This is a genomic window from Mycobacterium tuberculosis H37Rv, from assembly GCF_000195955.2.
Classification (GTDB): Bacteria; Actinomycetota; Actinomycetes; order Mycobacteriales; family Mycobacteriaceae; genus Mycobacterium; species Mycobacterium tuberculosis.
This window is the reverse complement of record NC_000962.3, coordinates 3,187,635-3,211,771: the sequence shown is the minus strand read 5'-3', so window position 1 is coordinate 3,211,771 and position 24,137 is coordinate 3,187,635. Positions and strand designations below refer to the sequence as shown.

Here is a 24,137-nt window from a genome sequence, read left to right as displayed (position 1 = left end):
TGTGTGCGGCAGTCGGTCGGTCGTGGATGTACGTTGAGGCGGTGAGGTGGCAGCGGTCGGCGGCGTCTCGCGACGTCCTCGCCGACTATGACGAGCAGGCGGTAACGGTGGCGCCGCGCAAACGCGAGGCCGCGGGCGTGCGGGCGGTGATGGTATCGCTGCAGCGGGGGATGCAGCAGATGGGCGCGCTGCGCACCGCGGCGGCGCTGGCTCGGTTGAATCAGCGTAACGGCTTCGACTGCCCAGGCTGCGCGTGGCCGGAGGAGCCCGGCGGACGCAAGCTGGCCGAGTTCTGCGAGAACGGCGCCAAGGCAGTCGCCGAAGAGGCCACCAAGCGTACCGTCACTGCGGAGTTCTTCGCTCGGCACTCGGTGGCGGAGCTGTCCGCGAAGCCCGAATATTGGCTGTCCCAGCAAGGCCGGCTCGCCCACCCGATGGTCTTGCGCCCCGGTGATGACCACTACCGGCCCATCAGCTGGGATGCCGCTTATCAGCTGATCGCCGAGCAGCTCAACGGGTTGGACAGTCCCGACCGGGCCGTGTTCTACACATCGGGGCGCACCAGCAACGAAGCGGCGTTCTGTTACCAGCTGCTCGTGCGCTCTTTCGGCACCAACAACCTGCCCGACTGCTCCAACATGTGCCACGAGTCCTCGGGTGCGGCGCTGACCGACTCGATCGGAATCGGAAAAGGCTCGGTGACCATCGGTGACGTCGAGCACGCCGACCTGATCGTGATCGCCGGACAAAACCCCGGTACCAATCATCCCCGCATGCTGTCGGTGCTGGGGAAAGCGAAGGCCAACGGCGCCAAGATCATCGCCGTGAACCCGCTGCCCGAGGCCGGGTTGATTCGGTTCAAAGATCCGCAGAAGGTGAACGGGGTTGTGGGACATGGTATCCCGATCGCCGACGAGTTCGTGCAGATCCGCCTCGGCGGGGACATGGCATTGTTCGCCGGGTTAGGCAGGTTGTTGTTGGAGGCCGAGGAGAGGGTCCCCGGCAGCGTTGTCGACCGGTCGTTCGTCGACAACCATTGTGCCGGATTCGACGGGTACCGCCGCCGGACTCTGCAGGTCGGCTTGGACACCGTGATGGACGCCACCGGCATCGAACTCGCGCAACTTCAGCGGGTCGCCGCGATGTTGATGGCGTCGCAGCGCACGGTCATCTGCTGGGCTATGGGCTTGACCCAACACGCCCACGCCGTGGCCACCATCGGTGAGGTCACCAACGTGCTGCTGCTGCGGGGCATGATCGGCAAACCCGGCGCGGGGGTGTGCCCGGTGCGCGGGCATTCCAACGTACAAGGGGACCGCACGATGGGGATCTGGGAGAAGATGCCCGAGCAGTTCCTGGCGGCGCTGGATCGTGAGTTCGGCATTACCAGCCCCCGAGCGCACGGCTTTGACACCGTGGCCGCAATCCGGGCCATGCGCGACGGTCGGGTCAGCGTCTTCATGGGCATGGGCGGAAACTTCGCGTCGGCCACCCCCGACACCGCCGTCACCGAGGCGGCCTTGCGCAGGTGCGCGCTGACTGTGCAAGTCTCGACCAAGCTCAACCGCAGCCACCTTGTCCACGGCGCCACCGCGCTGATCCTGCCGACGCTGGGTCGGACCGATCGCGATACCCGCAATGGTCGCAAACAATTGGTGTCGGTTGAGGATTCGATGTCGATGGTGCATCTGTCGCGTGGTAGCCTGCACCCGCCCAGCGATCAGGTGCGCAGCGAGGTGCAGATCATCTGCCAGCTGGCCCGCGCCTTGTTCGGCCCCGGACATCCGGTGCCATGGGAACGGTTCGCAGATGACTACGACACCATCCGTGACGCCATCGCCGCGGTGGTGCCCGGCTGTGACGACTACAACCACAAGGTGCGTGTGCCCGACGGATTCCAATTGCCGCACCCGCCGCGCGATGCGCGCGAATTCCGTACCAGCACAGGCAAAGCTAACTTCGCGGTCAATCCGTTGCAGTGGGTGCCGGTGCCGCCCGGCCGGCTGGTGCTACAGACCCTACGCAGCCATGACCAGTACAACACCACGATCTACGGGCTCGACGACCGATATCGCGGCGTGAAGGGCGGACGCCGGGTGGTGTTCATCAACCCGGCCGACATCGAAACGTTCGGTTTGACGGCGGGTGACCGTGTCGACCTGGTGTCGGAGTGGACCGACGGCCAAGGCGGTCTGCAAGAACGGCGGGCAAAAGACTTTCTGGTGGTGGCATATTCGACGCCGGTCGGCAATGCTGCGGCCTACTACCCGGAGACCAATCCGCTGGTTCCGCTCGACCATACCGCGGCCCAATCGAACACCCCGGTGTCGAAGGCGATCATCGTGCGATTGGAGCCAACGGCCTAGTGGGGTACGCAACGGCGCATCGGCGGGTCAGGCATCTCAGCGCCGATCAGGTGATCACCCGGCCGGAAACCTTGGCCGTCGAGGAGCCGCTGGAGATCCGCGTCAATGGGACGCCGGTTACCGTGACCATGCGCACGCCAGGATCGGATTTCGAACTGGTGCAAGGCTTTCTGCTTGCCGAAGGGGTGGTTGCGCACCGCGAAGACGTGCTGACCGTTAGCTACTGTGGCAGGCGCGTCGAGGGCAATGCCACAGGGGCCAGCACGTACAACGTTTTGGATGTGGCTCTGGCGCCCGGCGTCAAGCCGCCCGATGTCGATGTCACCCGCACCTTCTACACCACCTCGTCGTGCGGAGTCTGTGGTAAGGCGTCGCTTCAGGCGGTGAGCCAGGTCAGCCGATTCGCACCGGGCGGCGATCCCGCTACCGTCGCCGCCGACACTCTCAAGGCGATGCCGGACCAACTTCGGCGCGCGCAAAAGGTTTTCGCGAGAACCGGTGGGCTGCACGCTGCGGCACTATTCGGGGTGGACGGCGCCATGCTTGCCGTGCGTGAGGATATCGGCCGGCACAATGCGGTCGACAAGGTCATCGGCTGGGCTTTCGAGCGTGACCGAATACCGCTTGGCGCCTCGGTGTTGTTGGTCAGCGGGCGGGCGTCGTTCGAGTTGACCCAAAAGGCGCTGATGGCTGGGATTCCGGTGCTGGCCGCGGTATCCGCGCCGTCGTCGCTGGCGGTTTCGTTGGCCGACGCGTCCGGGATCACGCTGGTGGCTTTCCTGCGGGGGGACTCGATGAACGTCTACACCAGAGCGGACCGAATCACCTAACGGGACTCTTCCGGCGCCGAACATGATGTTGCTGGATCGGCGTGTGCCGCCTGCGGTGCGTTGCGAGTAGCCGGGACCCGAGAAGTTGCTATGTGACGGAGACGATGATGACAAGGACGCGGTGTCGTGATCCCGCGCAGTACTGGGGCTGTGGACAGGGCCGCGACTGGGGATAACTGGTCGTCGCGGCATCGGTGAGACGCGATTCGTGGCAGGTGATGTCGGGGCCAGCGTGCAGGTTGGCCGCATGACAACCCTGAAGACGATGACTCGGGTTCAGCTGGGAGCGATGGGCGAGGCCCTAGCGGTGGACTACCTGACCAGCATGGGGTTGCGGATCTTGAACCGCAACTGGCGTTGCCGCTACGGCGAGCTGGACGTGATCGCCTGCGACGCTGCCACCCGCACGGTGGTGTTCGTCGAGGTCAAGACCCGCACCGGCGACGGTTATGGGGGGCTCGCGCACGCGGTGACCGAGCGCAAGGTTCGCCGCCTGCGTCGCCTGGCCGGGCTGTGGCTGGCCGACCAGGAAGAGCGCTGGGCTGCGGTGCGCATCGATGTGATCGGCGTGCGAGTCGGCCCCAAGAATTCAGGCCGCACCCCAGAGCTCACCCACCTGCAGGGGATCGGCTGATGGCGCTGGGGCGTGCGTTCTCGGTCGCGGTGCGGGGGCTGGACGGCGAGATCGTGGAAATCGAAGCCGACATCACCTCAGGGTTGCCGGGTGTGCATCTGGTGGGTCTGCCCGATGCTGCATTGCAGGAGTCCCGCGACCGGGTCCGCGCGGCGGTCACCAATTGCGGAAACAGCTGGCCGATGGCCAGGCTCACGCTCGCGCTGTCGCCGGCGACGCTGCCGAAAATGGGCTCGGTCTACGACATCGCCCTGGCCGCGGCGGTGTTGTCGGCGCAACAAAAGAAGCCGTGGGAACGTCTGGAGAACACGCTGCTGCTGGGTGAATTGTCGCTGGACGGACGGGTGCGTCCGGTGCGTGGGGTGTTGCCCGCCGTGCTGGCAGCCAAACGTGACGGTTGGCCGGCCGTCGTCGTTCCGGCCGACAACCTGCCCGAGGCCAGCCTGGTGGACGGAATCGACGTCCGGGGTGTTCGCACGCTGGGGCAGTTGCAGAGCTGGCTACGCGGGTCCACCGGCTTGGCCGGGCGGATCACCACGGCCGACACCACCCCCGAGTCTGCGGCGGACCTCGCCGATGTGGTGGGCCAGTCCCAAGCACGGTTCGCCGTCGAGGTGGCCGCCGCCGGGGCGCATCACCTCATGCTGACTGGTCCACCGGGTGTCGGCAAAACAATGCTGGCGCAACGTCTTCCGGGGCTGTTGCCGTCGCTGTCGGGCAGCGAGTCGTTGGAGGTGACCGCGATCCACTCGGTGGCTGGCCTGCTGTCGGGGGACACACCGTTGATTACCCGGCCGCCGTTCGTGGCGCCGCACCACAGTTCCAGCGTTGCGGCGCTTGTCGGCGGGGGATCGGGGATGGCTCGCCCAGGGGCGGTCAGCAGGGCGCATCGCGGGGTGTTGTTCCTGGACGAGTGCGCCGAGATCAGCCTTAGCGCGCTGGAAGCATTGCGAACACCGTTGGAGGACGGTGAAATCCGCCTAGCGCGCCGTGACGGGGTGGCGTGCTACCCGGCACGGTTTCAGCTCGTGCTAGCCGCCAACCCGTGCCCGTGCGCGCCCGCCGATCCACAGGATTGCATCTGTGCGGCGGCTACCAAACGACGGTATCTGGGCAAACTGTCTGGGCCGTTGCTGGATCGGGTGGACCTACGGGTGCAGATGCATCGGCTTCGGGCCGGGGCGTTCTCGGCCGCGGACGGCGAGTCGACGTCGCAGGTTCGCCAGCGGGTGGCGCTGGCCCGGGAGGCGGCCGCGCAACGATGGCGGCCACATGGGTTCCGGACCAACGCCGAAGTCAGCGGGCCGCTGTTGCGCCGCAAGTTTCGGCCCAGCAGCGCCGCGATGCTCCCGTTGCGCACCGCGCTGGACCGCGGGCTACTCAGCATCCGCGGTGTGGATCGCACCTTGCGGGTGGCCTGGAGTTTGGCCGACTTGGCCGGTCGCACATCGCCAGGCATCGACGAGGTCGCCGCCGCCCTGAGCTTCCGGCAAACCGGAGCACGACGATGATCGATCCGACGGCGCGGGCGTGGGCCTATCTGTCCCGGGTGGCCGAACCGCCGTGCGCCCAGCTGGCCGCGCTGGTGCGATGTGTGGGCCCCGTGGAGGCCGCCGACCGGGTGCGCCGCGGGCAGGTCGGTAACGAGCTGGCGCAGCACACCGGTGCCCGACGCGAAATAGACCGGGCCGCAGACGATCTCGAGCTACTCATGCGCCGCGGTGGGCGTCTGATCACTCCCGACGACGACGAGTGGCCGGTGCTGGCGTTCGCCGCTTTCAGTGGCGCCGGAGCCCGGGCAAGGCCGTGCGGCCACTCGCCGCTGGTGTTGTGGGCCCTGGGCCCCGCGCGCCTGGACGAAGTGGCACCACGTGCGGCCGCCGTCGTTGGAACCCGGGCTGCGACGGCCTACGGCGAGCATGTCGCGGCCGATCTGGCCGCCGGGTTGGCAGAGCGCGACGTCGCGGTCGTCTCCGGTGGCGCCTACGGGATCGACGGTGCGGCTCACCGCGCGGCGCTGGATTCCGAGGGCATCACCGTGGCCGTACTGGCCGGCGGATTTGACATCCCGTATCCGGCGGGCCATTCGGCGTTGCTACATCGCATTGCCCAACATGGGGTGCTGTTCACCGAATACCCGCCCGGTGTCCGTCCGGCCCGGCACCGGTTCCTAACCCGCAACCGGTTGGTGGCCGCGGTCGCGAGGGCGGCGGTAGTGGTGGAAGCGGGCCTGCGCAGCGGCGCCGCCAACACCGCTGCCTGGGCGCGGGCATTGGGCCGGGTGGTGGCAGCGGTGCCCGGCCCGGTGACATCCTCGGCATCGGCGGGCTGTCATACGCTGCTTCGCCATGGCGCGGAGTTGGTCACCCGGGCCGACGATATCGTCGAGTTCGTCGGTCACATCGGTGAGTTGGCCGGTGATGAACCGCGGCCCGGCGCAGCGCTCGACGTGCTAAGCGAAGCCGAACGCCAAGTGTACGAGGCCCTGCCGGGCCGCGGCGCCGCTACCATTGATGAGATCGCTGTCGGCTCCGGGCTGCTGCCCGCGCAGGTGCTAGGTCCGCTGGCAATCCTCGAGGTCGCCGGGTTGGCCGAGTGTCGCGACGGGCGGTGGCGAATATTGCGCGCCGGTGCCGGTCAGGCCGCGGCCAAGGGTGCAGCGGCCCGGCTCGTATAGTCGACGCGGGTCGGGTCTGGACAGGAGGACATGTGGCGGGTCGACCATTGCACGCCTTTGAGGTTGTCGCTACCCGACACCTCGCGCCGCACATGGTCCGGGTAGTGCTCGGCGGCAGCGGCTTCGACACATTCGTCCCCAGCGACTTCACCGACTCTTACATCAAGCTGGTGTTCGTCGACGACGATGTCGATGTCGGGCGGTTGCCCCGGCCGCTGACCCTGGACAGCTTCGCCGACCTGCCCACCGCGAAGCGGCCGCCGGTGCGCACCATGACCGTTCGTCATGTCGACGCCGCGGCCCGCGAGATCGCCGTGGACATCGTGCTGCACGGTGAGCACGGGGTAGCCGGTCCGTGGGCGGCTGGGGCCCAGCGTGGGCAACCGATCTACCTGATGGGCCCCGGCGGCGCGTACGCCCCCGACCCAGCCGCCGACTGGCATTTGCTGGCGGGTGACGAATCGGCGATCCCCGCCATCGCCGCCGCGCTGGAAGCGTTGCCCCCCGACGCAATCGGTAGGGCATTCATCGAAGTTGCCGGCCCGGACGACGAGATCGGCCTGACCGCGCCGGATGCCGTCGAGGTGAACTGGGTCTATCGCGGCGGGCGCGCCGATCTGGTTCCCGAGGACCGCGCCGGTGATCACGCGCCGCTGATCGAGGCGGTCACCACCACCGCGTGGCTGCCGGGACAGGTCCACGTCTTTATTCACGGTGAGGCGCAAGCCGTCATGCATAACTTGCGGCCATACGTTCGCAACGAGCGCGGTGTGGATGCCAAATGGGCGTCGTCGATCTCCGGTTACTGGCGGCGCGGACGCACCGAGGAGATGTTCCGCAAATGGAAGAAAGAACTGGCTGAGGCGGAGGCCGGGACTCACTAGGTCGGCTATCCCAGGCCGAAAGATCTCACCCCGGACACGGTGCGGCGCGTCGACTCGGGCTCGAGACGTCATGCCTGCGACTGTGGGGGAGTGCAGGCGATCCTTGACGAGTTCGACGAATACCTTGCCCTGCAATGCGGTCGGTCGGTGCACACCCGTCGTGCCTACCTGGGCGATCTAAGATCGCTCTTCGCGTTTCTCGCCGATCGCGGATCGAGTCTGGACGCACTAACCCTTTCGGTCCTGCGGTCTTGGCTGGCCGCGACGGCGGGAGCGGGCGCCGCCCGCACGACGCTGGCGCGGCGCACTTCGGCGGTTAAGGCATTCACCGCCTGGGCGGTGCGGCGCGGGCTACTGGCCGGTGATCCTGCGGCCCGGCTACAGGTGCCGAAGGCCCGTCGCACCTTGCCGGCGGTGCTGCGTCAGGATCAGGCGCTGCGCGCCATGGCGGCTGCCGAATCTGGTGCAGAGCAAGGTGATCCGCTAGCGCTGCGGGACCGGTTGATCGTCGAGCTGTTGTACGCCACCGGTATCCGGGTCAGCGAGCTGTGCGGCCTGGACGTCGACGACATCGACACCGGCCATCGGTTGGTTCGGGTGCTCGGCAAGGGCAACAAGCAGCGCACCGTCCCGTTCGGGCAGCCAGCCGCCGATGCGCTGCACGCCTGGCTGGTCGACGGCCGTCGCGCGCTGGTCACCGCGGAGTCCGGGCACGCGCTGCTGCTGGGTGCCCGGGGCCGGCGCCTTGACGTGCGGCAAGCACGCACTGCGGTGCACCAGACCGTGGCCGCGGTGGACGGCGCACCCGATATGGGGCCGCACGGGCTGCGGCACAGCGCGGCGACCCACCTGCTGGAAGGTGGCGCCGACCTGCGGGTGGTCCAGGAGCTGCTCGGTCATTCCAGCCTGGCGACCACGCAGCTGTACACCCACGTCGCGGTCGCCCGGTTGCGGGCGGTGCACGAGCGGGCCCATCCGCGGGCCTAGCCGTAGCGCAGGAGCGCGATGACCTCGGCGATGTCGCGCATTGCCGACGCGCGGCCAGCCCACTCGTCGAACACCGTCCAATAGCTGACACCGAACCGCCGCTGCCGCGCGGCGAGAGCCTCGGCCATCTGCTCGTGGGTACCGAGCAGCAGAAACGGCGACTCGAGGACCTGCTCGGGCGTGATCCCGCCCAAGGTGGCGGCCAGTTCGGCGGCCGCCGCGTTTCGGTCGTTGGTGCAGACCACCGCCTGGATCAGCGCGTTGAGCTCAATGGCTTCGAAGCGATCGCCGGCCGCGTGACGTACCACGGCGATCCGGTCGGCCAGGCCGTCGGCGTCGAAGTGGGTGAACCGGACCTGGGTGGCGTCGCGGTTGTGGCTGATCCCGGCCAGGCCGACAATGTCGGCGATGCGTCCGCCCAGCCGCAGCACCTCGGTCCCGTTGCCGCCCACTAGCAGGGGGACCCGGACCTTCGGCGGTGCCACCAGTGAGCCCGCTTCGGCGTGCACCCGGTAATGCTGCCCGTCGAAGTCGACGGGCTCCGCGTCCAGCAGCGCACGGATCAGGTGCGCCGATTCGATGAGCCGCGCCACCCGTGTTGCCCCGGAATCGAAGGTAATGCCGGCGGCGTCGTATTCGGACCTCCGGTGTCCGGCGCCCAGTCCCAGTTCGAAGCGGCCTTCGGCGAGGGTTGCCACACCGGCCGCCTCTCGAGCGGTGTCCACGGGATGGCGAAAGTCGTTGTTGAGCACCAATGTGCCGGTGTGCAGTCGTTGCGTGGCCATCGCCGCGGCGGTCGCGCCTGCGAACGGCGAAACCGAAGGCACCAGGTGGTCCGGGAAGGCCAGCACGTCGAACCCGGCGGCCTCGACAGCCTGCGCGAAGGCGCGCATCTGGGTGCCCGCGCGGGGCAACGGTGCCGCCAACCCGAAACGTAGCCGACGTGTATGGTGAGCGGTGCTGGCAACGGTCATGGAGTCGACGGTAGCCGCGAAGCCGGCATCGATTGTGCGGTGGCGGTTCGGGCCGGCAGGACCCCGAATATCGAGCTGTGGGTAACGCGCCGACTTCCTTCAGGTGAACGGTAGCTGGCCGGGAATCAAACATTCGGCTCCGGTCACAGCAAATGCGTCTCGTTTGTAAGCACTTACCCAGAAACGCTGGTGCGGCCGATGTCAAGCCGCCAAAATCCAGCTATCAGGGATGAGGGCACAGGATGGACTGGCTTGTTCGACGACCGGGGCCGCTGTCAGCGATCAGCGACCTGAGGCTGGCGATTCAAGACCAGTTCGTGACCGCATCACGTACCACTGCCTATTCGGGTGGGGCGCGTAACCACGCCGTGATCCCGGCCGGCTAGGGAGGGATGGGCGTTGGACTTTGGGGTGTTGCCGCCCGAGATCAACTCCGGTCGAATGTACGCAGGTCCGGGATCGGGGCCCATGATGGCCGCCGCGGCGGCCTGGGATAGTTTGGCGGCTGAATTGGGCTTGGCCGCCGGCGGCTACCGGTTGGCTATCTCGGAGCTGACCGGTGCGTACTGGGCGGGGCCCGCAGCGGCGTCGATGGTGGCCGCGGTCACGCCTTATGTGGCGTGGCTCAGCGCCACCGCCGGTCAGGCTGAACAGGCGGGCATGCAGGCCAGAGCGGCCGCGGCAGCCTATGAGCTGGCGTTTGCGATGACGGTGCCCCCGCCGGTGGTCGTTGCCAACCGCGCGCTGTTGGTGGCGCTGGTCGCGACCAACTTTTTCGGGCAGAACACCCCGGCGATCGCGGCCACCGAGGCCCAATACGCCGAGATGTGGGCCCAAGACGCTGCCGCCATGTACGCCTATGCGGGCTCCGCGGCAATCGCCACGGAGTTGACCCCGTTCACCGCGGCGCCAGTGACTACCAGCCCTGCCGCGCTGGCCGGCCAGGCGGCGGCGACGGTATCGTCGACGGTCCCACCGCTGGCCACCACCGCCGCGGTGCCCCAACTGTTGCAGCAACTCTCGTCGACGTCACTGATCCCGTGGTACTCGGCATTGCAGCAATGGCTCGCGGAGAATCTTCTCGGTCTCACGCCTGACAACAGGATGACGATCGTTCGGTTGCTGGGCATCAGCTACTTCGACGAAGGGCTACTGCAATTCGAGGCTTCGCTCGCCCAGCAAGCGATCCCGGGCACCCCGGGCGGCGCCGGTGACTCGGGATCCTCGGTGCTTGACAGCTGGGGTCCAACCATCTTCGCCGGCCCGCGGGCGAGCCCAAGTGTGGCAGGCGGCGGTGCTGTTGGCGGGGTTCAGACGCCCCAGCCGTACTGGTACTGGGCACTAGACCGAGAAAGCATTGGCGGATCGGTATCGGCCGCTTTGGGGAAGGGGAGCTCGGCTGGTTCATTGTCGGTGCCACCCGATTGGGCCGCCCGCGCTCGATGGGCAAACCCAGCGGCCTGGCGGTTGCCGGGCGACGATGTCACCGCCCTGCGCGGCACCGCGGAAAACGCCCTGCTTCGGGGATTTCCGATGGCCAGCGCCGGCCAGAGCACCGGCGGCGGCTTCGTTCACAAATACGGGTTCCGCTTGGCGGTAATGCAGCGTCCGCCCTTCGCTGGATAGCGGCTTGAGCCGTATCGGTGTGGACTTCAGCAGGCCCAGCGGATCGACATAGTTGGCGCCCGAAGCCGGGCCCCACATCGCCCCCCAGTGCAGACAGGCGGCGGCCTGGCACCCGGGGTGCCCGGCCGCCAGCGCGCCGATCACGGTGGGCGCCGACACCGGCTGACCGACCCGGACCTGGGCGACTACCGGCTCGTAGCTGGTGCGTAGCCCACCCGGGTGGGCCAGTGAAACCACCGGCCGTCCCGCGAGCAGCCCGGCGAATACGACCGTCGCGCTGCCGGCCGCGTAAACCGGCTGACCGGGGCGCCCGGCCAGGTCGACACCGCGGTGCCCCGGATTCCAATTGGGCGATGCGGCGTCGAACTGCCGGACTACCGCCGGCGGCGGCCGCAGCGGCCAGCCCAGCCGGGAGTCGTCGGCATGGGCCGGCGCCGCACCAAGCAGCGACCAGCAAAGGATCAGTACGCTGCGGCTCAGAACCCTCCGTACCTTTGCAGTGCAGCGCCGCGCGGGCGATTTGGCCAATCGCCGCCGCCCGTTTTGTGGACAATGTCGTCGCTGTGGATTCCGCTGCCGGGAAAATCACCAGCTGGGTCGGTGTAAACTACTCGGCGCAGCTCGCATCGGCGGGCTGACTTCGCGTGTCTGCACCGCGGCCCGCCTTTCCGGGATCCGCAACAGCATGCCGGGGCGGTCCCGCGGCGGTTCCCTTCGGGGATTTCCTCCCGGGTCCGGCATCGCGGCAGACGCCAGGGCCCGGCTTCAGCCGATGCCGGGCGAACAACCGACACATGAGTAAGGCATAGGTATGGCCGTAGTCACCATGAAGCAGCTGCTTGACAGCGGCACCCACTTCGGGCATCAGACCCGTCGCTGGAATCCCAAGATGAAGCGTTTCATCTTCACCGACCGCAACGGCATCTACATCATCGACCTGCAGCAGACGTTGACCTTCATCGATAAGGCGTACGAGTTCGTGAAAGAGACCGTCGCTCACGGTGGGTCGGTGCTCTTCGTCGGCACAAAGAAGCAGGCGCAGGAGTCGGTGGCCGCCGAAGCCACCCGGGTCGGCATGCCGTATGTGAACCAGCGCTGGCTGGGAGGCATGCTCACCAACTTCTCCACCGTGCATAAGCGGCTGCAACGCCTCAAGGAGCTTGAGGCGATGGAGCAGACCGGTGGCTTCGAGGGCCGCACCAAGAAGGAAATCTTGGGATTGACCCGCGAGAAGAACAAGCTCGAGCGCAGCCTCGGCGGCATCCGCGACATGGCCAAGGTGCCGTCGGCGATCTGGGTCGTCGACACGAACAAAGAGCACATTGCCGTCGGTGAGGCCCGCAAACTGGGCATCCCGGTCATCGCGATCCTTGACACGAACTGCGACCCCGACGAGGTCGACTACCCAATCCCAGGCAACGACGACGCGATCCGCTCGGCCGCGCTGCTGACTAGGGTGATCGCTTCCGCGGTCGCCGAGGGCCTGCAGGCCCGTGCCGGACTGGGGCGCGCCGACGGCAAGCCGGAGGCCGAAGCCGCCGAGCCGCTGGCCGAATGGGAGCAAGAGCTGCTGGCCTCGGCGACAGCTTCGGCAACGCCATCAGCAACCGCGTCAACAACTGCCCTCACCGACGCCCCCGCAGGCGCAACCGAACCAACCACAGATGCATCCTAGGAAAGGCTGATATGGCGAACTTCACTGCCGCTGACGTCAAGCGGCTGAGGGAGCTGACCGGCGCCGGCATGCTCGCCTGTAAGAACGCGCTGGCCGAAACCGACGGGGACTTCGACAAGGCCGTCGAGGCGCTGCGGATCAAGGGCGCTAAGGATGTCGGCAAGCGTGCCGAGCGGGCTACGGCCGAGGGCTTGGTGGCGGCCAAGGACGGCGCGCTGATCGAGCTCAACTGCGAGACTGACTTTGTTGCCAAGAACGCGGAGTTCCAAACGCTGGCCGACCAAGTGGTCGCGGCGGCGGCAGCAGCTAAGCCCGCCGACGTCGACGCGCTCAAGGGTGCCAGCATCGGCGACAAGACCGTCGAGCAGGCGATCGCCGAGCTGTCGGCCAAGATCGGCGAGAAGCTCGAGCTGCGTCGTGTGGCGATTTTCGACGGGACCGTGGAAGCCTACCTGCATCGACGTTCCGCTGACCTGCCGCCAGCGGTGGGTGTACTGGTCGAGTACCGCGGCGACGACGCGGCCGCCGCGCACGCCGTTGCGTTGCAAATCGCCGCGCTGCGGGCGCGGTACCTGTCCCGCGACGACGTGCCTGAAGACATCGTGGCCAGCGAACGCCGCATCGCCGAGGAGACGGCAAGGGCCGAGGGCAAGCCGGAGCAGGCGCTGCCCAAGATTGTCGAGGGCCGGCTGAACGGCTTCTTCAAGGATGCGGTGCTGCTTGAGCAGGCGTCGGTGTCCGACAATAAGAAGACCGTCAAGGCCCTGCTCGACGTGGCCGGCGTGACGGTGACACGGTTCGTCCGCTTCGAGGTGGGCCAGGCTTAGCCGGGTATGTCGCGCGTACACGCTTTCGTTGACGATGCCCTTGGTGACCTCGACGCGGTCGCCCTCGCCGACGCCATCCGATCAGGTCGAGTGGGTCGGGCAGACGTCGTCGAGGCCGCCATCGCCCGCGCCGAAGCCGTTAACCCGGCACTGAACGCGTTGGCGTATGCGGCTTTCGACGTGGCGCGAGACGCGGCCGCGATGGGTACGGGCCAGGAAGCGTTCTTCAGTGGAGTGCCGACCTTCATCAAGGACAACGTCGACGTTGCCGGACAGCCGTCGATGCATGGCACCGACGCGTGGGAACCATACGCGGCCGTCGCCGACAGCGAGATAACCCGGGTGGTGCTGGGCACCGGGCTGGTGTCCCTGGGCAAGACGCAGTTGTCGGAATTCGGCTTCAGCGCCGTGGCCGAACACCCTCGGCTGGGACCGGTCCGTAATCCGTGGAATACCGACTACACAGCGGGTGCCTCCTCATCGGGATCGGGCGCCTTGGTGGCAGCCGGCGTGGTGCCGATCGCGCACGCCAACGACGGCGGCGGCTCGATCCGTATTCCGGCCGCCTGCAACGGGTTGGTCGGGCTCAAGCCGTCGCGCGGCCGGTTGCCGCTGGAGCCGGAGTATCGCAGGTTGCCGGTGGGCATCGTCGCCAATGGCGTCCTGACCCGCACGGTACGCGACACCGCAGCCTTCTACCGCGAGGCCGAGCGCCTTTGGCGTAACCACCAGCTGCCGCCGGTCGGGGACGTCACAAGCCCCGTTAAGCAGCGGCTGAGGATTGCCGTAGTAACCCGCTCGGTTCTGCGCGAGGCCAGCCCCGAAGTGCGGCAGCTGACGCTGAAGTTGGCAGGGCTGCTCGAGGAACTAGGTCACCGGGTAGAACACGTCGACCACCCACCGGCACCGGCCAGTTTCGTGGACGATTTCGTGCTCTATTGGGGGTTCTTGGCCCTGGCGCAAGTGCGCAGCGGCCGGCGCACATTCGGCAGGACGTTCGACCCTACCCGGCTGGACGAACTGACTTTGGGGCTGGCCCGCCATACCGGCCGCAACCTGCACCGGCTGCCGTTGGCGATCATGCGTCTGCGCATGCTACGGCGGCGCAGCGTGCGGTTCTTCGGTACCTACGACGTCTTGCTCACGCCAACGGTCGCGGAGGCCACTCCGCAGGTCGGATACCTTGCGCCTACCGACTATCAGACGGTGCTCGACCGGCTGAGCAGCTGGGTCGTGTTCACGCCAGTGCAGAACGTCACGGGGGTGCCGGCGATTTCGCTACCGTTGGCTCAATCCGCGGACGGCATGCCCGTGGGCATGATGCTCTCGGCTGATACCGGGCGCGAGGCGCTGCTGCTGGAGCTGGCTTACGAACTCGAAGAGGCCCGGCCCTGGGCCCGGATCCACGCCCCAAATATCGCCGAGTAGCCCGCGTCCGGATCTAGTCGGACCCGAGCTTCTCCAGCATTCGTTTGAACTCGCGTTGCTGAGGCGCGGTCAGCCTGGCCAGGACGCGGGCATCGGCGGCGCGTACGACGGCCTCGGCGCGCTTCGCCAGGGCTCGGCCTCGAGCGGTCAATGTAGCCGGTAGCGAACGCCCGGAAGACACCGATGCGGGCCGGGCCACCGCACCGGCATCTTCCAGCTTGCGCAACACCGTGTTCATCGCCTGCGGTGTGACGCTTGCGTGCCGGGCCAATTCGGCGCTGGATAGTCCCGGTGACTGCGAAAGCATTCTCAGGCAGACGAACTCAGGCAGCGTCAGGCCGAGTGGACTGAGCGCAGCGGAAACCTCTGGCCGCAGTACGGCTCCCACCCGGTAGAGCAGATAGCCCAGCGGGGCGTCATCGGCTAGACCCATGTCAAGGATACTGACACATGTGCCGGGCCGAACGGTAAATCGTTCCTATGCGCTCCCGGCGCTTGTGGGCAGTGCCGCCGGTCGTTTGAGCGGGAACCATAGCCACGGGCGTGAAGCCTACATCGCATTGCCGCAGTGGGCGTGTTCTCGGCAGCCTTCGACACCGCCGTTGCAAACACCTGGGCGCATTAACGCGCTGTGGAGTCTTCGGCCGGTGCTGCCGATGCCCGGAAGGGGCTGTCAGCTGTTGCGTTTGGGTGGTCGTTGGTTGTCGGTGGTGTGTTGTAGGAACGGAAGTATGAATCTGGTGGTGTGGGCTGAGGGCAACGGTGTGGCGCGGGTTATTGCGTATCGCTGGTTGCGTGTCGGGCGGTTGCCGGTTCCCGCCCGCAGGGTTGGGCGAGTGATTCTTGTCGACGAGCCAGCCGGGCAGCCGGGGCGGTGGGGGCGGACGGCGGTGTGTGCGCGGTTGTCGTCGGCTGATCAGAAGGTGGATCTGGATCGGCAAGTGGTAGGCGTGACCGCGTGGGCCACGGCGGAACAGATACCCGTCGGCAAGGTCGTTACTGAAGTCGGGTCGGCGCTGTACGGGCGCCGCCGCACGTTCCTTACGCTGCTGGGTGATCCGACGGTGAGGCGGATTGTGATGAAACGTCGGGACCGGTTGGGGCGGTTCGGCTTTGAGTGTGTACAGGCGGTACTGGCCGCTGACGGCCGTGAGCTGGTTGTGGTCGATTCGGCCGATGTCGATGACGACGTTGTGGGCGATATCACCGAGATCTTGACGTCGATATGTGCGCGGCTCTACGGCAAACGCGCTGCTGGCAACCGTGCTGCGCGTGCCGTGGCCGCGGCGGCACGCGCCGGGGGACACGAGGCTAGGTGATGGCGCGCTTAAAGGTGCCTGAGGGGTGGTGTGTGCAGGCGTTTCGGTTCACGCTGAACCCGACCCAGACGCAAGCTGCCAGCTTGGCGCGCCATTTTGGTGCTCGCCGTAAGGCATTCAACTGGACCGTCACGGCGCTTAAAGCCGACATCAAGGCGTGGCGCGCGGATGGCACCGAGTCGGCGAAGCCGTCGCTGCGGGTGTTGCGCAAACGGTGGAACACGGTCAAAGACCAGGTGTGTGTCAACGCGCAGACCGGGCAGGTGTGGTGGCCGGAATGCTCGAAAGAGGCCTATGCCGATGGCATCGCGGGCGCGGTCGATGCGTATTGGAACTGGCAGAGCTGCCGTGCCGGGAAACGGGCTGGCAAAACAGTAGGCGTTCCCCGGTTTAAGAAGAAGGGACGCGACGCCGATCGCGTGTGCTTCACGACCGGTGCGATGCGTGTGGAGCCCGACCGCCGCCACCTCACCTTGCCGGTGATCGGCACCATCCGTACGTACGAGAACACCCGCCGGGTTGAGCGGCTCATCGCCAAAGGTCGGGCGCGGGTGCTGGCGATCACCGTGCGCCGCAACGGCACCCGCCTGGATGCGAGCGTGCGGGTGCTCGTCCAACGCCCCCAACAGCGGCGTGTGGCGCTTCCTGATTCACGGGTGGGTGTCGACGTTGGTGTGCGGCGTTTGGCCACTGTTGCAGACGCTGAGGGCACGGTGCTTGAACAAGTGCCGAATCCTCGCCCGCTTGATGCTGCGTTGCGCGGGTTGCGCCGCGTCAGCCGCGCACGCTCACGCTGCACGAAAGGCTCACGCCGCTACTGTGAGCGCACCACCGAACTGTCCCGGCTGCACCGTCGGGTCAACGATGTCCGTACCCACCACCTGCACGTGCTGACAACACGATTGGCCAAAACCCACGGCCGTATCGTTGTCGAAGGTCTGGATGCGGCGGGAATGCTGCGGCAAAAGGGACTGCCGGGGGCGCGCGCCAGACGGCGCGCACTGTCTGATGCAGCCCTGGCAACCCCGCGCCGTCACCTGTCCTACAAGACAGGCTGGTACGGATCGAGTCTGGTGGTCGCCGACCGCTGGTTCCCATCGTCGAAAACCTGCCATGCCTGCCGGCATGTGCAAGACATCGGCTGGGACGAAAAATGGCAATGCGACGGCTGTTCGATCACGCACCAACGTGACGACAACGCCGCGATCAACCTCGCACGCTACGAGGAACCACCTAGCGTCGTCGGCCCAGTTGGGGCCGCCGTCAAGCGTGGAGCCGACCGTAAGACCGGGCCTGGCCCGGCGGGTGGCCGTGAAGCGCGGAAGGCAACCGGCCACCCGGCCGGCGAACAACCCCGAGACGGGGTGCAAGTCAAGTGACCACTAAAGATCACTCACTTGCAACGGTTTAGTATCGATTCGCTGATGATCCAGCGCGGCTGCGGTGGCGTCACCGCCATATAACCCACACCGCGAACGGTGTCGATCATCGATTCGTGCTCGGCTCCGAGCTTTGCGCGCAGTCGTCGTACGTGAACATCGACGGTACGAATGCGACCATGGCACTCATAGCCCCACACCTCACGCATGAGCCGAGTCCGGGTGAACGCCCGACCGGCATGCTGCACAAGGAAATTCATGAGTTTGAATTCGGTGAGCGTCAGCCCCAGGTCCCGGTCGCCCAGCGACGCGGTGTAGCTGGCTGGGTGAAGGACGAGGTCCCCGAATTGCAGTGTGCCCGCTAGCGTGCTCCGTCGACGTGTGATCGCCAACCGCAACCGTGCCTGCAGCTCGGCCCCGCCGGCCGCGTTCAACAGCACGTCATCGAATATCCAATCGCCGTCCACTGCCACAAAGTTGGCCGGCGCAACAACAGCCACCACGGCAAGGGCTGGTGCGCTAGTCGTCAGCCGGCGGCACACCCGGCGAGCGGCCGCCAAGTCGGCGCGCGCGTCAATGATCGCGACATCGGCGTCCGCACCCTTGGCCGCGCCCGGGTCGTCCAGCGGTGCGCGCTGCACCGACTGCGCGAACGACTCCAGCTCCGGCAGAGCCGATTCAAGATCGGCTTCATCGGTAAGAAGTAGAACTTCCAAGAGATATCTCCAAACTTCATGAGGGTGCCACTTCCCCGTCGTGGGGCCCGTAGGCATCCCTCGCGGAGATGTCTGCCGGTACCCCTGGGTACCCGGTTCAGAACAGAACTATTCCAACTTTGTTGCTCGAGCGATGCTCACACCTTGAGATAGTCGACGGGCCTGGCCTCGGCCGGCCCCTCGTTGTTGCGTGACTAACGCACCCCGCCCACGCCGGAGCGCGGCTATTGAGGCAGGATGTGAGATGCCGTCCTGGTGGTGCCGGGATGGCACTGTCGTGCGAGGAGTCAGATGACAGAGCCCGATGTCGCCGGCGCGCCGGCTTCGAAGCCGGAGCCTGCGAGCACTGGCGCCGCGTCGGCGGCTCAGCTGTCCGGGTACTCGCGAGTGTTGCTCAAGCTCGGCGGGGAAATGTTCGGCGGAGGCCAGGTCGGGCTGGATCCCGATGTCGTCGCGCAGGTGGCCCGCCAGATCGCCGATGTGGTGCGCGGCGGCGTCCAGATCGCCGTCGTGATCGGCGGCGGCAACTTTTTCCGGGGCGCACAGCTGCAGCAGCTCGGTATGGAGCGCACCAGGTCGGACTATATGGGAATGCTCGGCACTGTCATGAACAGCCTTGCACTGCAAGACTTCCTGGAGAAGGAAGGCATCGTTACCCGAGTCCAGACCGCGATCACCATGGGCCAGGTGGCCGAACCGTACCTGCCGTTGCGGGCCGTCCGCCACCTGGAGAAGGGACGGGTGGTGATCTTCGGTGCCGGCATGGGGCTGCCGTACTTTTCGACGGATACCACCGCAGCGCAGCGTGCGCTGGAGATCGGTGCCGACGTGGTCTTGATGGCCAAAGCGGTCGACGGTGTGTTTGCTGAGGATCCGCGGGTGAACCCCGAGGCCGAACTGCTCACCGCCGTCAGTCATCGTGAGGTCCTCGACCGCGGGCTGCGAGTAGCCGACGCCACCGCGTTCAGCCTTTGCATGGACAATGGCATGCCGATCCTGGTGTTCAACCTGCTGACCGATGGCAATATCGCCCGTGCTGTTCGGGGTGAGAAGATCGGAACGCTGGTCACCACCTAAGGGGACTACGCGCTGCTTCGCGCCGGCGACGATGCAGAGCGCAGCGATGAGGAGGAGCGGCGCAGATGGTTGGCGCCGGCGACGATGCAGAGCGCAGCGATGAGGAGGAGCGGCGCAGATGGTTGGCGCCGGCGACGATGCAGAGCGCAGCGATGAGGAGGAGCGGCGCAGATGATTGATGAGGCTCTCTTCGACGCCGAAGAGAAAATGGAGAAGGCTGTGGCGGTGGCACGTGACGACCTGTCAACTATCCGTACCGGCCGCGCCAACCCTGGCATGTTCTCTCGGATCACCATCGACTACTACGGTGCGGCCACCCCGATCACGCAACTGGCCAGCATCAATGTCCCCGAGGCGCGGCTAGTCGTGATAAAGCCGTATGAAGCCAATCAGTTGCGCGCTATCGAGACTGCAATTCGCAACTCCGACCTTGGAGTGAATCCCACCAACGACGGCGCCCTTATTCGCGTGGCCGTACCGCAGCTCACCGAAGAACGTCGGCGAGAGCTGGTCAAACAGGCAAAGCATAAGGGGGAGGAGGCCAAGGTTTCGGTGCGTAATATCCGTCGCAAAGCGATGGAGGAACTCCATCGCATCCGTAAGGAAGGCGAGGCCGGCGAGGATGAGGTCGGTCGCGCAGAAAAGGATCTCGACAAGACCACGCACCAATACGTCACCCAAATTGATGAGCTGGTTAAACACAAAGAAGGCGAGCTGCTGGAGGTCTAGCGGCCGCTCAGCAACAAAATCCGTGACAACCAACGATGCCGGCACCGGAAACCCCGCCGAGCAGCCGGCGCGTGGTGCTAAACAGCAGCCGGCGACCGAAACGTCCCGCGCCGGCCGTGATTTGCGCGCAGCGATCGTGGTGGGCCTTTCCATAGGCCTAGTCCTCATCGCGGTGCTGGTGTTCGTTCCGCGCGTTTGGGTTGCCATCGTGGCCGTCGCCACCTTGGTCGCTACCCATGAGGTGGTGCGGAGGTTGCGGGAAGCGGGCTATCTCATCCCGGTTATCCCGTTGCTGATTGGCGGGCAGGCCGCGGTGTGGCTGACCTGGCCGTTCGGCGCGGTCGGCGCATTGGCGGGCTTTGGTGGCATGGTCGTTGTCTGCATGATTTGGCGACTGTTCATGCAGGACAGCGTGACGCGCCCGACGACCGGCGGTGCACCGTCGCCGGGAAACTACTTGTCCGACGTCTCGGCCACGGTCTTCCTGGCCGTGTGGGTCCCATTGTTCTGCTCTTTCGGCGCAATGCTGGTCTACCCGGAAAATGGCTCGGGATGGGTGTTCTGCATGATGATCGCGGTCATCGCTTCCGATGTCGGCGGCTACGCCGTGGGGGTGCTGTTTGGCAAGCATCCGATGGTTCCGACGATCAGCCCGAAGAAGTCGTGGGAGGGCTTTGCCGGTTCGCTGGTGTGCGGGATCACCGCAACGATCATCACCGCGACTTTCCTGGTCGGCAAAACGCCGTGGATTGGTGCACTGCTCGGCGTGCTTTTCGTGCTCACCACCGCGCTGGGCGACCTGGTGGAGTCGCAGGTCAAACGTGACCTCGGCATCAAAGACATGGGCCGCCTGCTACCCGGCCACGGCGGTCTGATGGACCGGCTCGACGGCATACTGCCTTCCGCGGTGGCGGCCTGGATAGTCCTCACACTGCTGCCCTGACAACGGCGATACTGGACAGGTCATGGTCCCCGAGTTGATGTTCGATGAGCCGCGTCCGGGTCGGCCGCCGCGGCACCTGGCCGATCTCGACGCGGCGGGCCGAGCGTCTGCCGTCGCGGAGCTGGGGCTGCCGGCGTTTCGGGCCAAGCAGCTTGCACACCAGTACTACGGTCGGCTGATCGCCGATCCGCGTCAGATGACCGACCTTCCGGCGGCCGTTCGCGACCGGATCGCCGGAGCGATGTTCCCGAACTTGCTTACCGCGTCCGCCGACATCACCTGCGATGCCGGCCAGACTCGAAAGACGTTGTGGCGGGCCGTCGACGGTACCATGTTCGAATCGGTGCTGATGCGCTATCCGCGGCGCAACACGGTCTGCATTTCCTCGCAGGCCGGCTGCGGCATGGCTTGCCCGTTCTGTGCCACTGGCCAGGGCGGATTGACTCGCAACCTATCGACGGCGGAGATCCTCGAGCAGGTGCGTGCCGGCGCCGCGGCGTTGCGCGACGACTTCGGCGATCGGTTGTCGAATGTGGTGTTCATGGGTATGGGGGGAGCCGCTGGCCAACTACGCCAGGGTGTTGGCCGCAGTTCAGCGCATTACCGCGCGGCCGCCGTCCGGTTTCGGGATTTCGGCCCGCGCGGTGACGGTGTCGACGGTGGGTCTGGCCCCTGCTATCCGCAACCTTGCCGACGCGCGGCTCGGCGTGACCCTGGCGCTGTCGCTGCACGCCCCCGACGACGGGTTGCGCGATACACTAGTTCCGGTCAACAACCGGTGGAGGATCAGCGAAGCGCTCGATGCGGCCCGGTACTACGCCAATGTGACCGGGCGACGGGTGTCTATTGAGTACGCGCTGATCCGTGATGTCAACGACCAACCGTGGCGGGCCGACTTGCTGGGAAAGCGACTGCATCGTGTTCTCGGGCCGTTGGCGCACGTGAACCTGATCCCGCTGAACCCGACTCCGGGCAGTGATTGGGATGCCAGCCCCAAGCCGGTTGAGCGTGAATTCGTCAAACGGGTTCGGGCGAAAGGAGTTTCCTGCACGGTACGAGACACCCGTGGGCGGGAGATCAGCGCCGCCTGCGGACAGCTGGCCGCCGTAGGCGGGTAGCTAGAGCGCAGGCGAATCAGCCAGCGCTGCGGACAGCTGGCCGCCGTAGGCGGGTAGCTGGAGCGCAGGCGAATCAGCCAGCGCTGCGGACAGCTGGCCGCGAGCGCAGGGGGCGCCGGGATGTACTGAACCGTCACGGAGCGTATTACGTCATTAGGTCAAAACACGAACAAGTGAGGTCTGTCATGAGTCTTCGCCTGGTGTCCCCGATCAAGGCGTTTGCGGACGGCATTGTGGCCGTTGCTATCGCGGTTGTCCTGATGTTCGGTCTGGCCAATACACCGCGAGCGGTGGCAGCCGATGAACGTCTGCAGTTCACCGCAACCACGCTCAGCGGTGCTCCCTTCGATGGCGCAAGCCTGCAAGGCAAGCCGGCGGTGTTGTGGTTCTGGACGCCGTGGTGCCCGTTCTGCAACGCAGAAGCCCCCAGCCTCAGCCAGGTAGCGGCCGCTAATCCGGCGGTCACCTTCGTCGGAATCGCCACCCGCGCCGACGTCGGGGCGATGCAGAGCTTTGTCTCGAAGTACAACCTGAATTTCACCAACCTCAATGACGCCGATGGTGTGATCTGGGCCCGCTACAACGTGCCTTGGCAACCGGCATTTGTGTTCTATCGCGCGGACGGCACATCGACGTTCGTCAACAACCCCACCGCGGCCATGTCTCAGGACGAGCTGTCCGGCCGGGTGGCTGCGCTGACGTCCTGACCCGGTGAACGAGGCGCTGATCGGTTTGGCGTTCGCCGCCGGGTTGGTGGCTGCGCTGAACCCATGCGGGTTTGCCATGTTGCCGGCCTACCTGCTGTTGGTGGTGTATGGGCAGGATTCGGCGGGCCGGACGGGGCCGCTTAGCGCAGTGGGCCGAGCGGCAGCCGCCACGGTCGGGATGGCGCTGGGCTTCTTGACGGTGTTCGGCATCTTCGGAGCCCTGACCATTTCCGCGGCCACGGCGGTGCAGCGATACCTGCCCTATGCCACGGTGCTGATCGGTCTGGCGCTCATCGCCCTCGGCGGGTGGCTGCTGTTGGGACGAGGGCTGACGGCGTTGACGCCCCGATCCCTCGGCGTGCGTTGGGCTCCAACGGTACGGCTGGGTTCCATGTATGGCTACGGCATCAGCTATGCGGTTGCTTCGCTGTCATGCACCATCGGGCCGTTTCTCGCGGTTACCGGGGCAGGCCTGCGGGGCGGTTCGGTCGTCGGGAGCGTAGCGATCTATCTGGCTTATGTCGCGGGCCTGACCCTCGTTGTCGGCGTGCTTGCCGTCGCGGCCGCGACCGCGAGCTCGGCGCTGGCCGACCGCCTACGGCGAATCTTGCCGTTCGTCAACCGGATCAGTGGCGCGCTGCTGGTGGTGGTCGGGCTGTACGTGGGTTACTACGGTCTCTACGAGCTGCGCCTGATTGCCGGTGTCGGGGCGAATCCCCAGGATGCGGTGATTGCCGCGGCCGGCCGCCTGCAAGGTGCCCTGGCTGGCTGGGTTAACCAGCACGGTGCATGGCCTTGGGCGGTGTTGCTGGTTGTGCTGGTGGTCGGTGCCTTCGCCGGTACCTGGTTTCGGCGGGTGCGGCGCTGACCGGGTCGGGCACACCGAACGGTGTGCTGGCTATCTGATCCAGCCGCGTCGTCGGCCCCACAAGTCGCGCGCCAAGACGAACAGCACGACTGCGGCAAACGTGATCAGGAACCAGTCCTCGACGTGGCCGACGTGGTTGCCCCGCAGCATCGCCAGCAGGAAGCCGAAGATGCACAGGCCGACGATGTGCCAGGTGCGGTGATCGATCCGGCTCCACCCCCACGCTGCAGATGGAACCTCGGCGGTGTCGACCTCATGTTGCGAGCCGGCGAAGTGCTCCACCTCGGTACTTGCCACGGCGATTCCTCCGGTTGGACTGACGTCGAACTCCCACTGCCCGAACATTCTGGCACATGCTCAGTCGCTCTCGGGC

At 66.5% G+C, this 24,137-nt stretch carries 23 protein-coding genes and 4 other annotated features; of the genes, 18 read left to right on the top strand and 5 right to left on the bottom strand.

Features of this window, described 5'->3' with window-relative positions:
* The first annotated feature begins 26 nt into the window (after positions 1-26).
* The 7 genes from fdhF (at position 27) to xerC (ending at position 8,378) form a co-directional block, all read left to right on the top strand.
* Complete coding sequence (gene fdhF, locus Rv2900c; RefSeq protein NP_217416.1) at positions 27-2,366, top strand: formate dehydrogenase subunit alpha FdhF; 2,340 nt, start codon at positions 27-29, stop codon at positions 2,364-2,366.
* The gene (gene fdhD / locus Rv2899c) at positions 2,366-3,196 is read left to right on the top strand and encodes a formate dehydrogenase accessory protein FdhD (protein NP_217415.1); all 831 of its coding nucleotides are present in this window, start codon (positions 2,366-2,368) and stop codon (positions 3,194-3,196) included. The genes fdhF and fdhD overlap by 1 nt, the downstream gene beginning before the upstream one ends.
* 247 nt (positions 3,197-3,443) lie before the next feature.
* Positions 3,444-3,830, top strand: coding sequence for a hypothetical protein (locus Rv2898c; RefSeq protein NP_217414.1), 387 nt, complete (start codon positions 3,444-3,446; stop codon positions 3,828-3,830).
* Positions 3,830-5,341 carry a hypothetical protein gene (locus Rv2897c; protein NP_217413.1) on the top strand — a complete coding sequence of 504 codons (1,512 nt, stop codon included), beginning with the start codon at positions 3,830-3,832 and terminating at the stop codon, positions 5,339-5,341. The genes Rv2898c and Rv2897c overlap by 1 nt, the downstream gene beginning before the upstream one ends.
* On the top strand, positions 5,338-6,507 hold the full coding sequence (locus Rv2896c) for a hypothetical protein (RefSeq protein ID NP_217412.2): 1,170 nt from the start codon (positions 5,338-5,340) through the stop codon (positions 6,505-6,507). Before Rv2897c ends, Rv2896c begins: the two co-directional genes overlap by 4 nt.
* A gap of 32 nt (positions 6,508-6,539) precedes the next feature.
* Positions 6,540-7,391, top strand: a complete 852-nt coding sequence (viuB, locus tag Rv2895c) for a mycobactin utilization protein ViuB (RefSeq protein NP_217411.1) — start codon at positions 6,540-6,542, stop codon at positions 7,389-7,391.
* A gap of 90 nt (positions 7,392-7,481) precedes the next feature.
* The gene (gene xerC / locus Rv2894c) at positions 7,482-8,378 is read left to right on the top strand and encodes a tyrosine recombinase XerC (RefSeq protein ID NP_217410.1); all 897 of its coding nucleotides are present in this window, start codon (positions 7,482-7,484) and stop codon (positions 8,376-8,378) included.
* On the opposite strand, the gene Rv2893 is transcribed toward xerC, so the two are convergent.
* A complete protein-coding gene (locus Rv2893; protein ID NP_217409.1) occupies positions 8,375-9,352 on the bottom strand; it encodes an oxidoreductase in 978 nt (325 codons plus the stop codon). The genes xerC and Rv2893 overlap by 4 nt on opposite strands.
* Before the next feature lie 399 nt (positions 9,353-9,751).
* Here Rv2893 and PPE45 point away from each other — a divergent pair, with 399 nt between their 5' ends.
* Positions 9,752-10,978, top strand: coding sequence for a PPE family protein PPE45 (PPE45, locus tag Rv2892c; RefSeq protein ID YP_177913.1), 1,227 nt, complete (start codon positions 9,752-9,754; stop codon positions 10,976-10,978).
* On the opposite strand, the gene Rv2891 is transcribed toward PPE45, so the two are convergent.
* The gene (locus tag Rv2891; protein ID NP_217407.1) at positions 10,757-11,506 is read right to left on the bottom strand and encodes a hypothetical protein; all 750 of its coding nucleotides are present in this window, start codon (positions 11,504-11,506) and stop codon (positions 10,757-10,759) included. The genes PPE45 and Rv2891 overlap by 222 nt on opposite strands.
* A 283-nt stretch (positions 11,507-11,789) precedes the next feature.
* On the opposite strand from Rv2891, the gene rpsB reads away from it, so the two are divergent.
* Genes rpsB through amiC form a run of 3 tightly spaced genes read left to right on the top strand, consistent with a single transcriptional unit; the run spans position 11,790 to position 14,908 of the window.
* Complete coding sequence (rpsB, locus tag Rv2890c) at positions 11,790-12,653, top strand: 30S ribosomal protein S2 (protein NP_217406.1); 864 nt, start codon at positions 11,790-11,792, stop codon at positions 12,651-12,653.
* 11 nt (positions 12,654-12,664) lie between these two features.
* On the top strand, positions 12,665-13,480 hold the full coding sequence (gene tsf / locus Rv2889c; RefSeq protein ID NP_217405.1) for an elongation factor EF-Ts: 816 nt from the start codon (positions 12,665-12,667) through the stop codon (positions 13,478-13,480).
* A 6-nt stretch (positions 13,481-13,486) separates the two neighbouring features.
* The gene (gene amiC, locus Rv2888c; protein NP_217404.1) at positions 13,487-14,908 is read left to right on the top strand and encodes an amidase AmiC; all 1,422 of its coding nucleotides are present in this window, start codon (positions 13,487-13,489) and stop codon (positions 14,906-14,908) included.
* A gap of 13 nt (positions 14,909-14,921) precedes the next feature.
* On the opposite strand, the gene Rv2887 is transcribed toward amiC, so the two are convergent.
* Entirely contained in the window at positions 14,922-15,341 is a 420-nt protein-coding gene (locus tag Rv2887) for an HTH-type transcriptional regulator (RefSeq protein NP_217403.1), read from the bottom strand.
* Between Rv2887 and Rv2886c the strand changes: the two genes are divergently transcribed.
* Positions 15,340-16,227: a resolvase gene (locus Rv2886c; RefSeq protein ID NP_217402.1), complete on the top strand. Its 888-nt coding sequence runs from the start codon at positions 15,340-15,342 to the stop codon at positions 16,225-16,227. The two genes, Rv2887 and Rv2886c, sit on opposite strands and share 2 nt — an antisense overlap.
* Positions 15,340-17,606: a mobile genetic element (IS1539, len: 2267 nt. Insertion sequence IS1539.), on the top strand. It overlaps the preceding gene by 888 nt.
* On the top strand, positions 16,224-17,606 hold the full coding sequence (locus Rv2885c) for a transposase (protein NP_217401.1): 1,383 nt from the start codon (positions 16,224-16,226) through the stop codon (positions 17,604-17,606). (Overlaps the previous feature by 1,383 nt.) The genes Rv2886c and Rv2885c overlap by 4 nt, the downstream gene beginning before the upstream one ends.
* A 14-nt stretch (positions 17,607-17,620) precedes the next feature.
* On the opposite strand, the gene Rv2884 is transcribed toward Rv2885c, so the two are convergent.
* A complete protein-coding gene (locus Rv2884; protein NP_217400.1) occupies positions 17,621-18,379 on the bottom strand; it encodes a transcriptional regulator in 759 nt (252 codons plus the stop codon).
* Between the two features lie 234 nt (positions 18,380-18,613).
* On the opposite strand from Rv2884, the gene pyrH reads away from it, so the two are divergent.
* From pyrH to Rv2877c, 5 genes are all read left to right on the top strand, one after another.
* Positions 18,614-19,399 (top strand): uridylate kinase, encoded by a 786-nt coding sequence (gene pyrH, locus Rv2883c; protein NP_217399.1) that lies wholly within the window; start codon positions 18,614-18,616, stop codon positions 19,397-19,399.
* A 12-nt stretch (positions 19,400-19,411) separates the two neighbouring features.
* Positions 19,412-19,464: a repeat region (53 bp Mycobacterial Interspersed Repetitive Unit,Class II), on the top strand.
* Positions 19,465-19,517: a repeat region (53 bp Mycobacterial Interspersed Repetitive Unit,Class II), on the top strand.
* Positions 19,518-19,570, top strand: a repeat region (53 bp Mycobacterial Interspersed Repetitive Unit,Class II). It abuts the feature before it with no gap.
* On the top strand, positions 19,571-20,128 hold the full coding sequence (gene frr, locus Rv2882c) for a ribosome recycling factor (RefSeq protein NP_217398.1): 558 nt from the start codon (positions 19,571-19,573) through the stop codon (positions 20,126-20,128). It begins immediately after the preceding feature.
* A gap of 22 nt (positions 20,129-20,150) precedes the next feature.
* Positions 20,151-21,071 (top strand): phosphatidate cytidylyltransferase, encoded by a 921-nt coding sequence (cdsA, locus tag Rv2881c; protein ID NP_217397.1) that lies wholly within the window; start codon positions 20,151-20,153, stop codon positions 21,069-21,071.
* 1,303 nt (positions 21,072-22,374) lie between these two features.
* Positions 22,375-22,896, top strand: a complete 522-nt coding sequence (mpt53, locus tag Rv2878c; protein ID NP_217394.1) for a soluble secreted antigen Mpt53 — start codon at positions 22,375-22,377, stop codon at positions 22,894-22,896.
* 4 nt (positions 22,897-22,900) lie between these two features.
* Positions 22,901-23,764 carry an integral membrane protein gene (locus Rv2877c; protein YP_177912.1) on the top strand — a complete coding sequence of 288 codons (864 nt, stop codon included), beginning with the start codon at positions 22,901-22,903 and terminating at the stop codon, positions 23,762-23,764.
* A gap of 30 nt (positions 23,765-23,794) precedes the next feature.
* On the opposite strand, the gene Rv2876 is transcribed toward Rv2877c, so the two are convergent.
* A complete protein-coding gene (locus tag Rv2876; protein NP_217392.1) occupies positions 23,795-24,109 on the bottom strand; it encodes a transmembrane protein in 315 nt (104 codons plus the stop codon).
* Between the last annotated feature and the right edge of the window lie 28 nt (positions 24,110-24,137).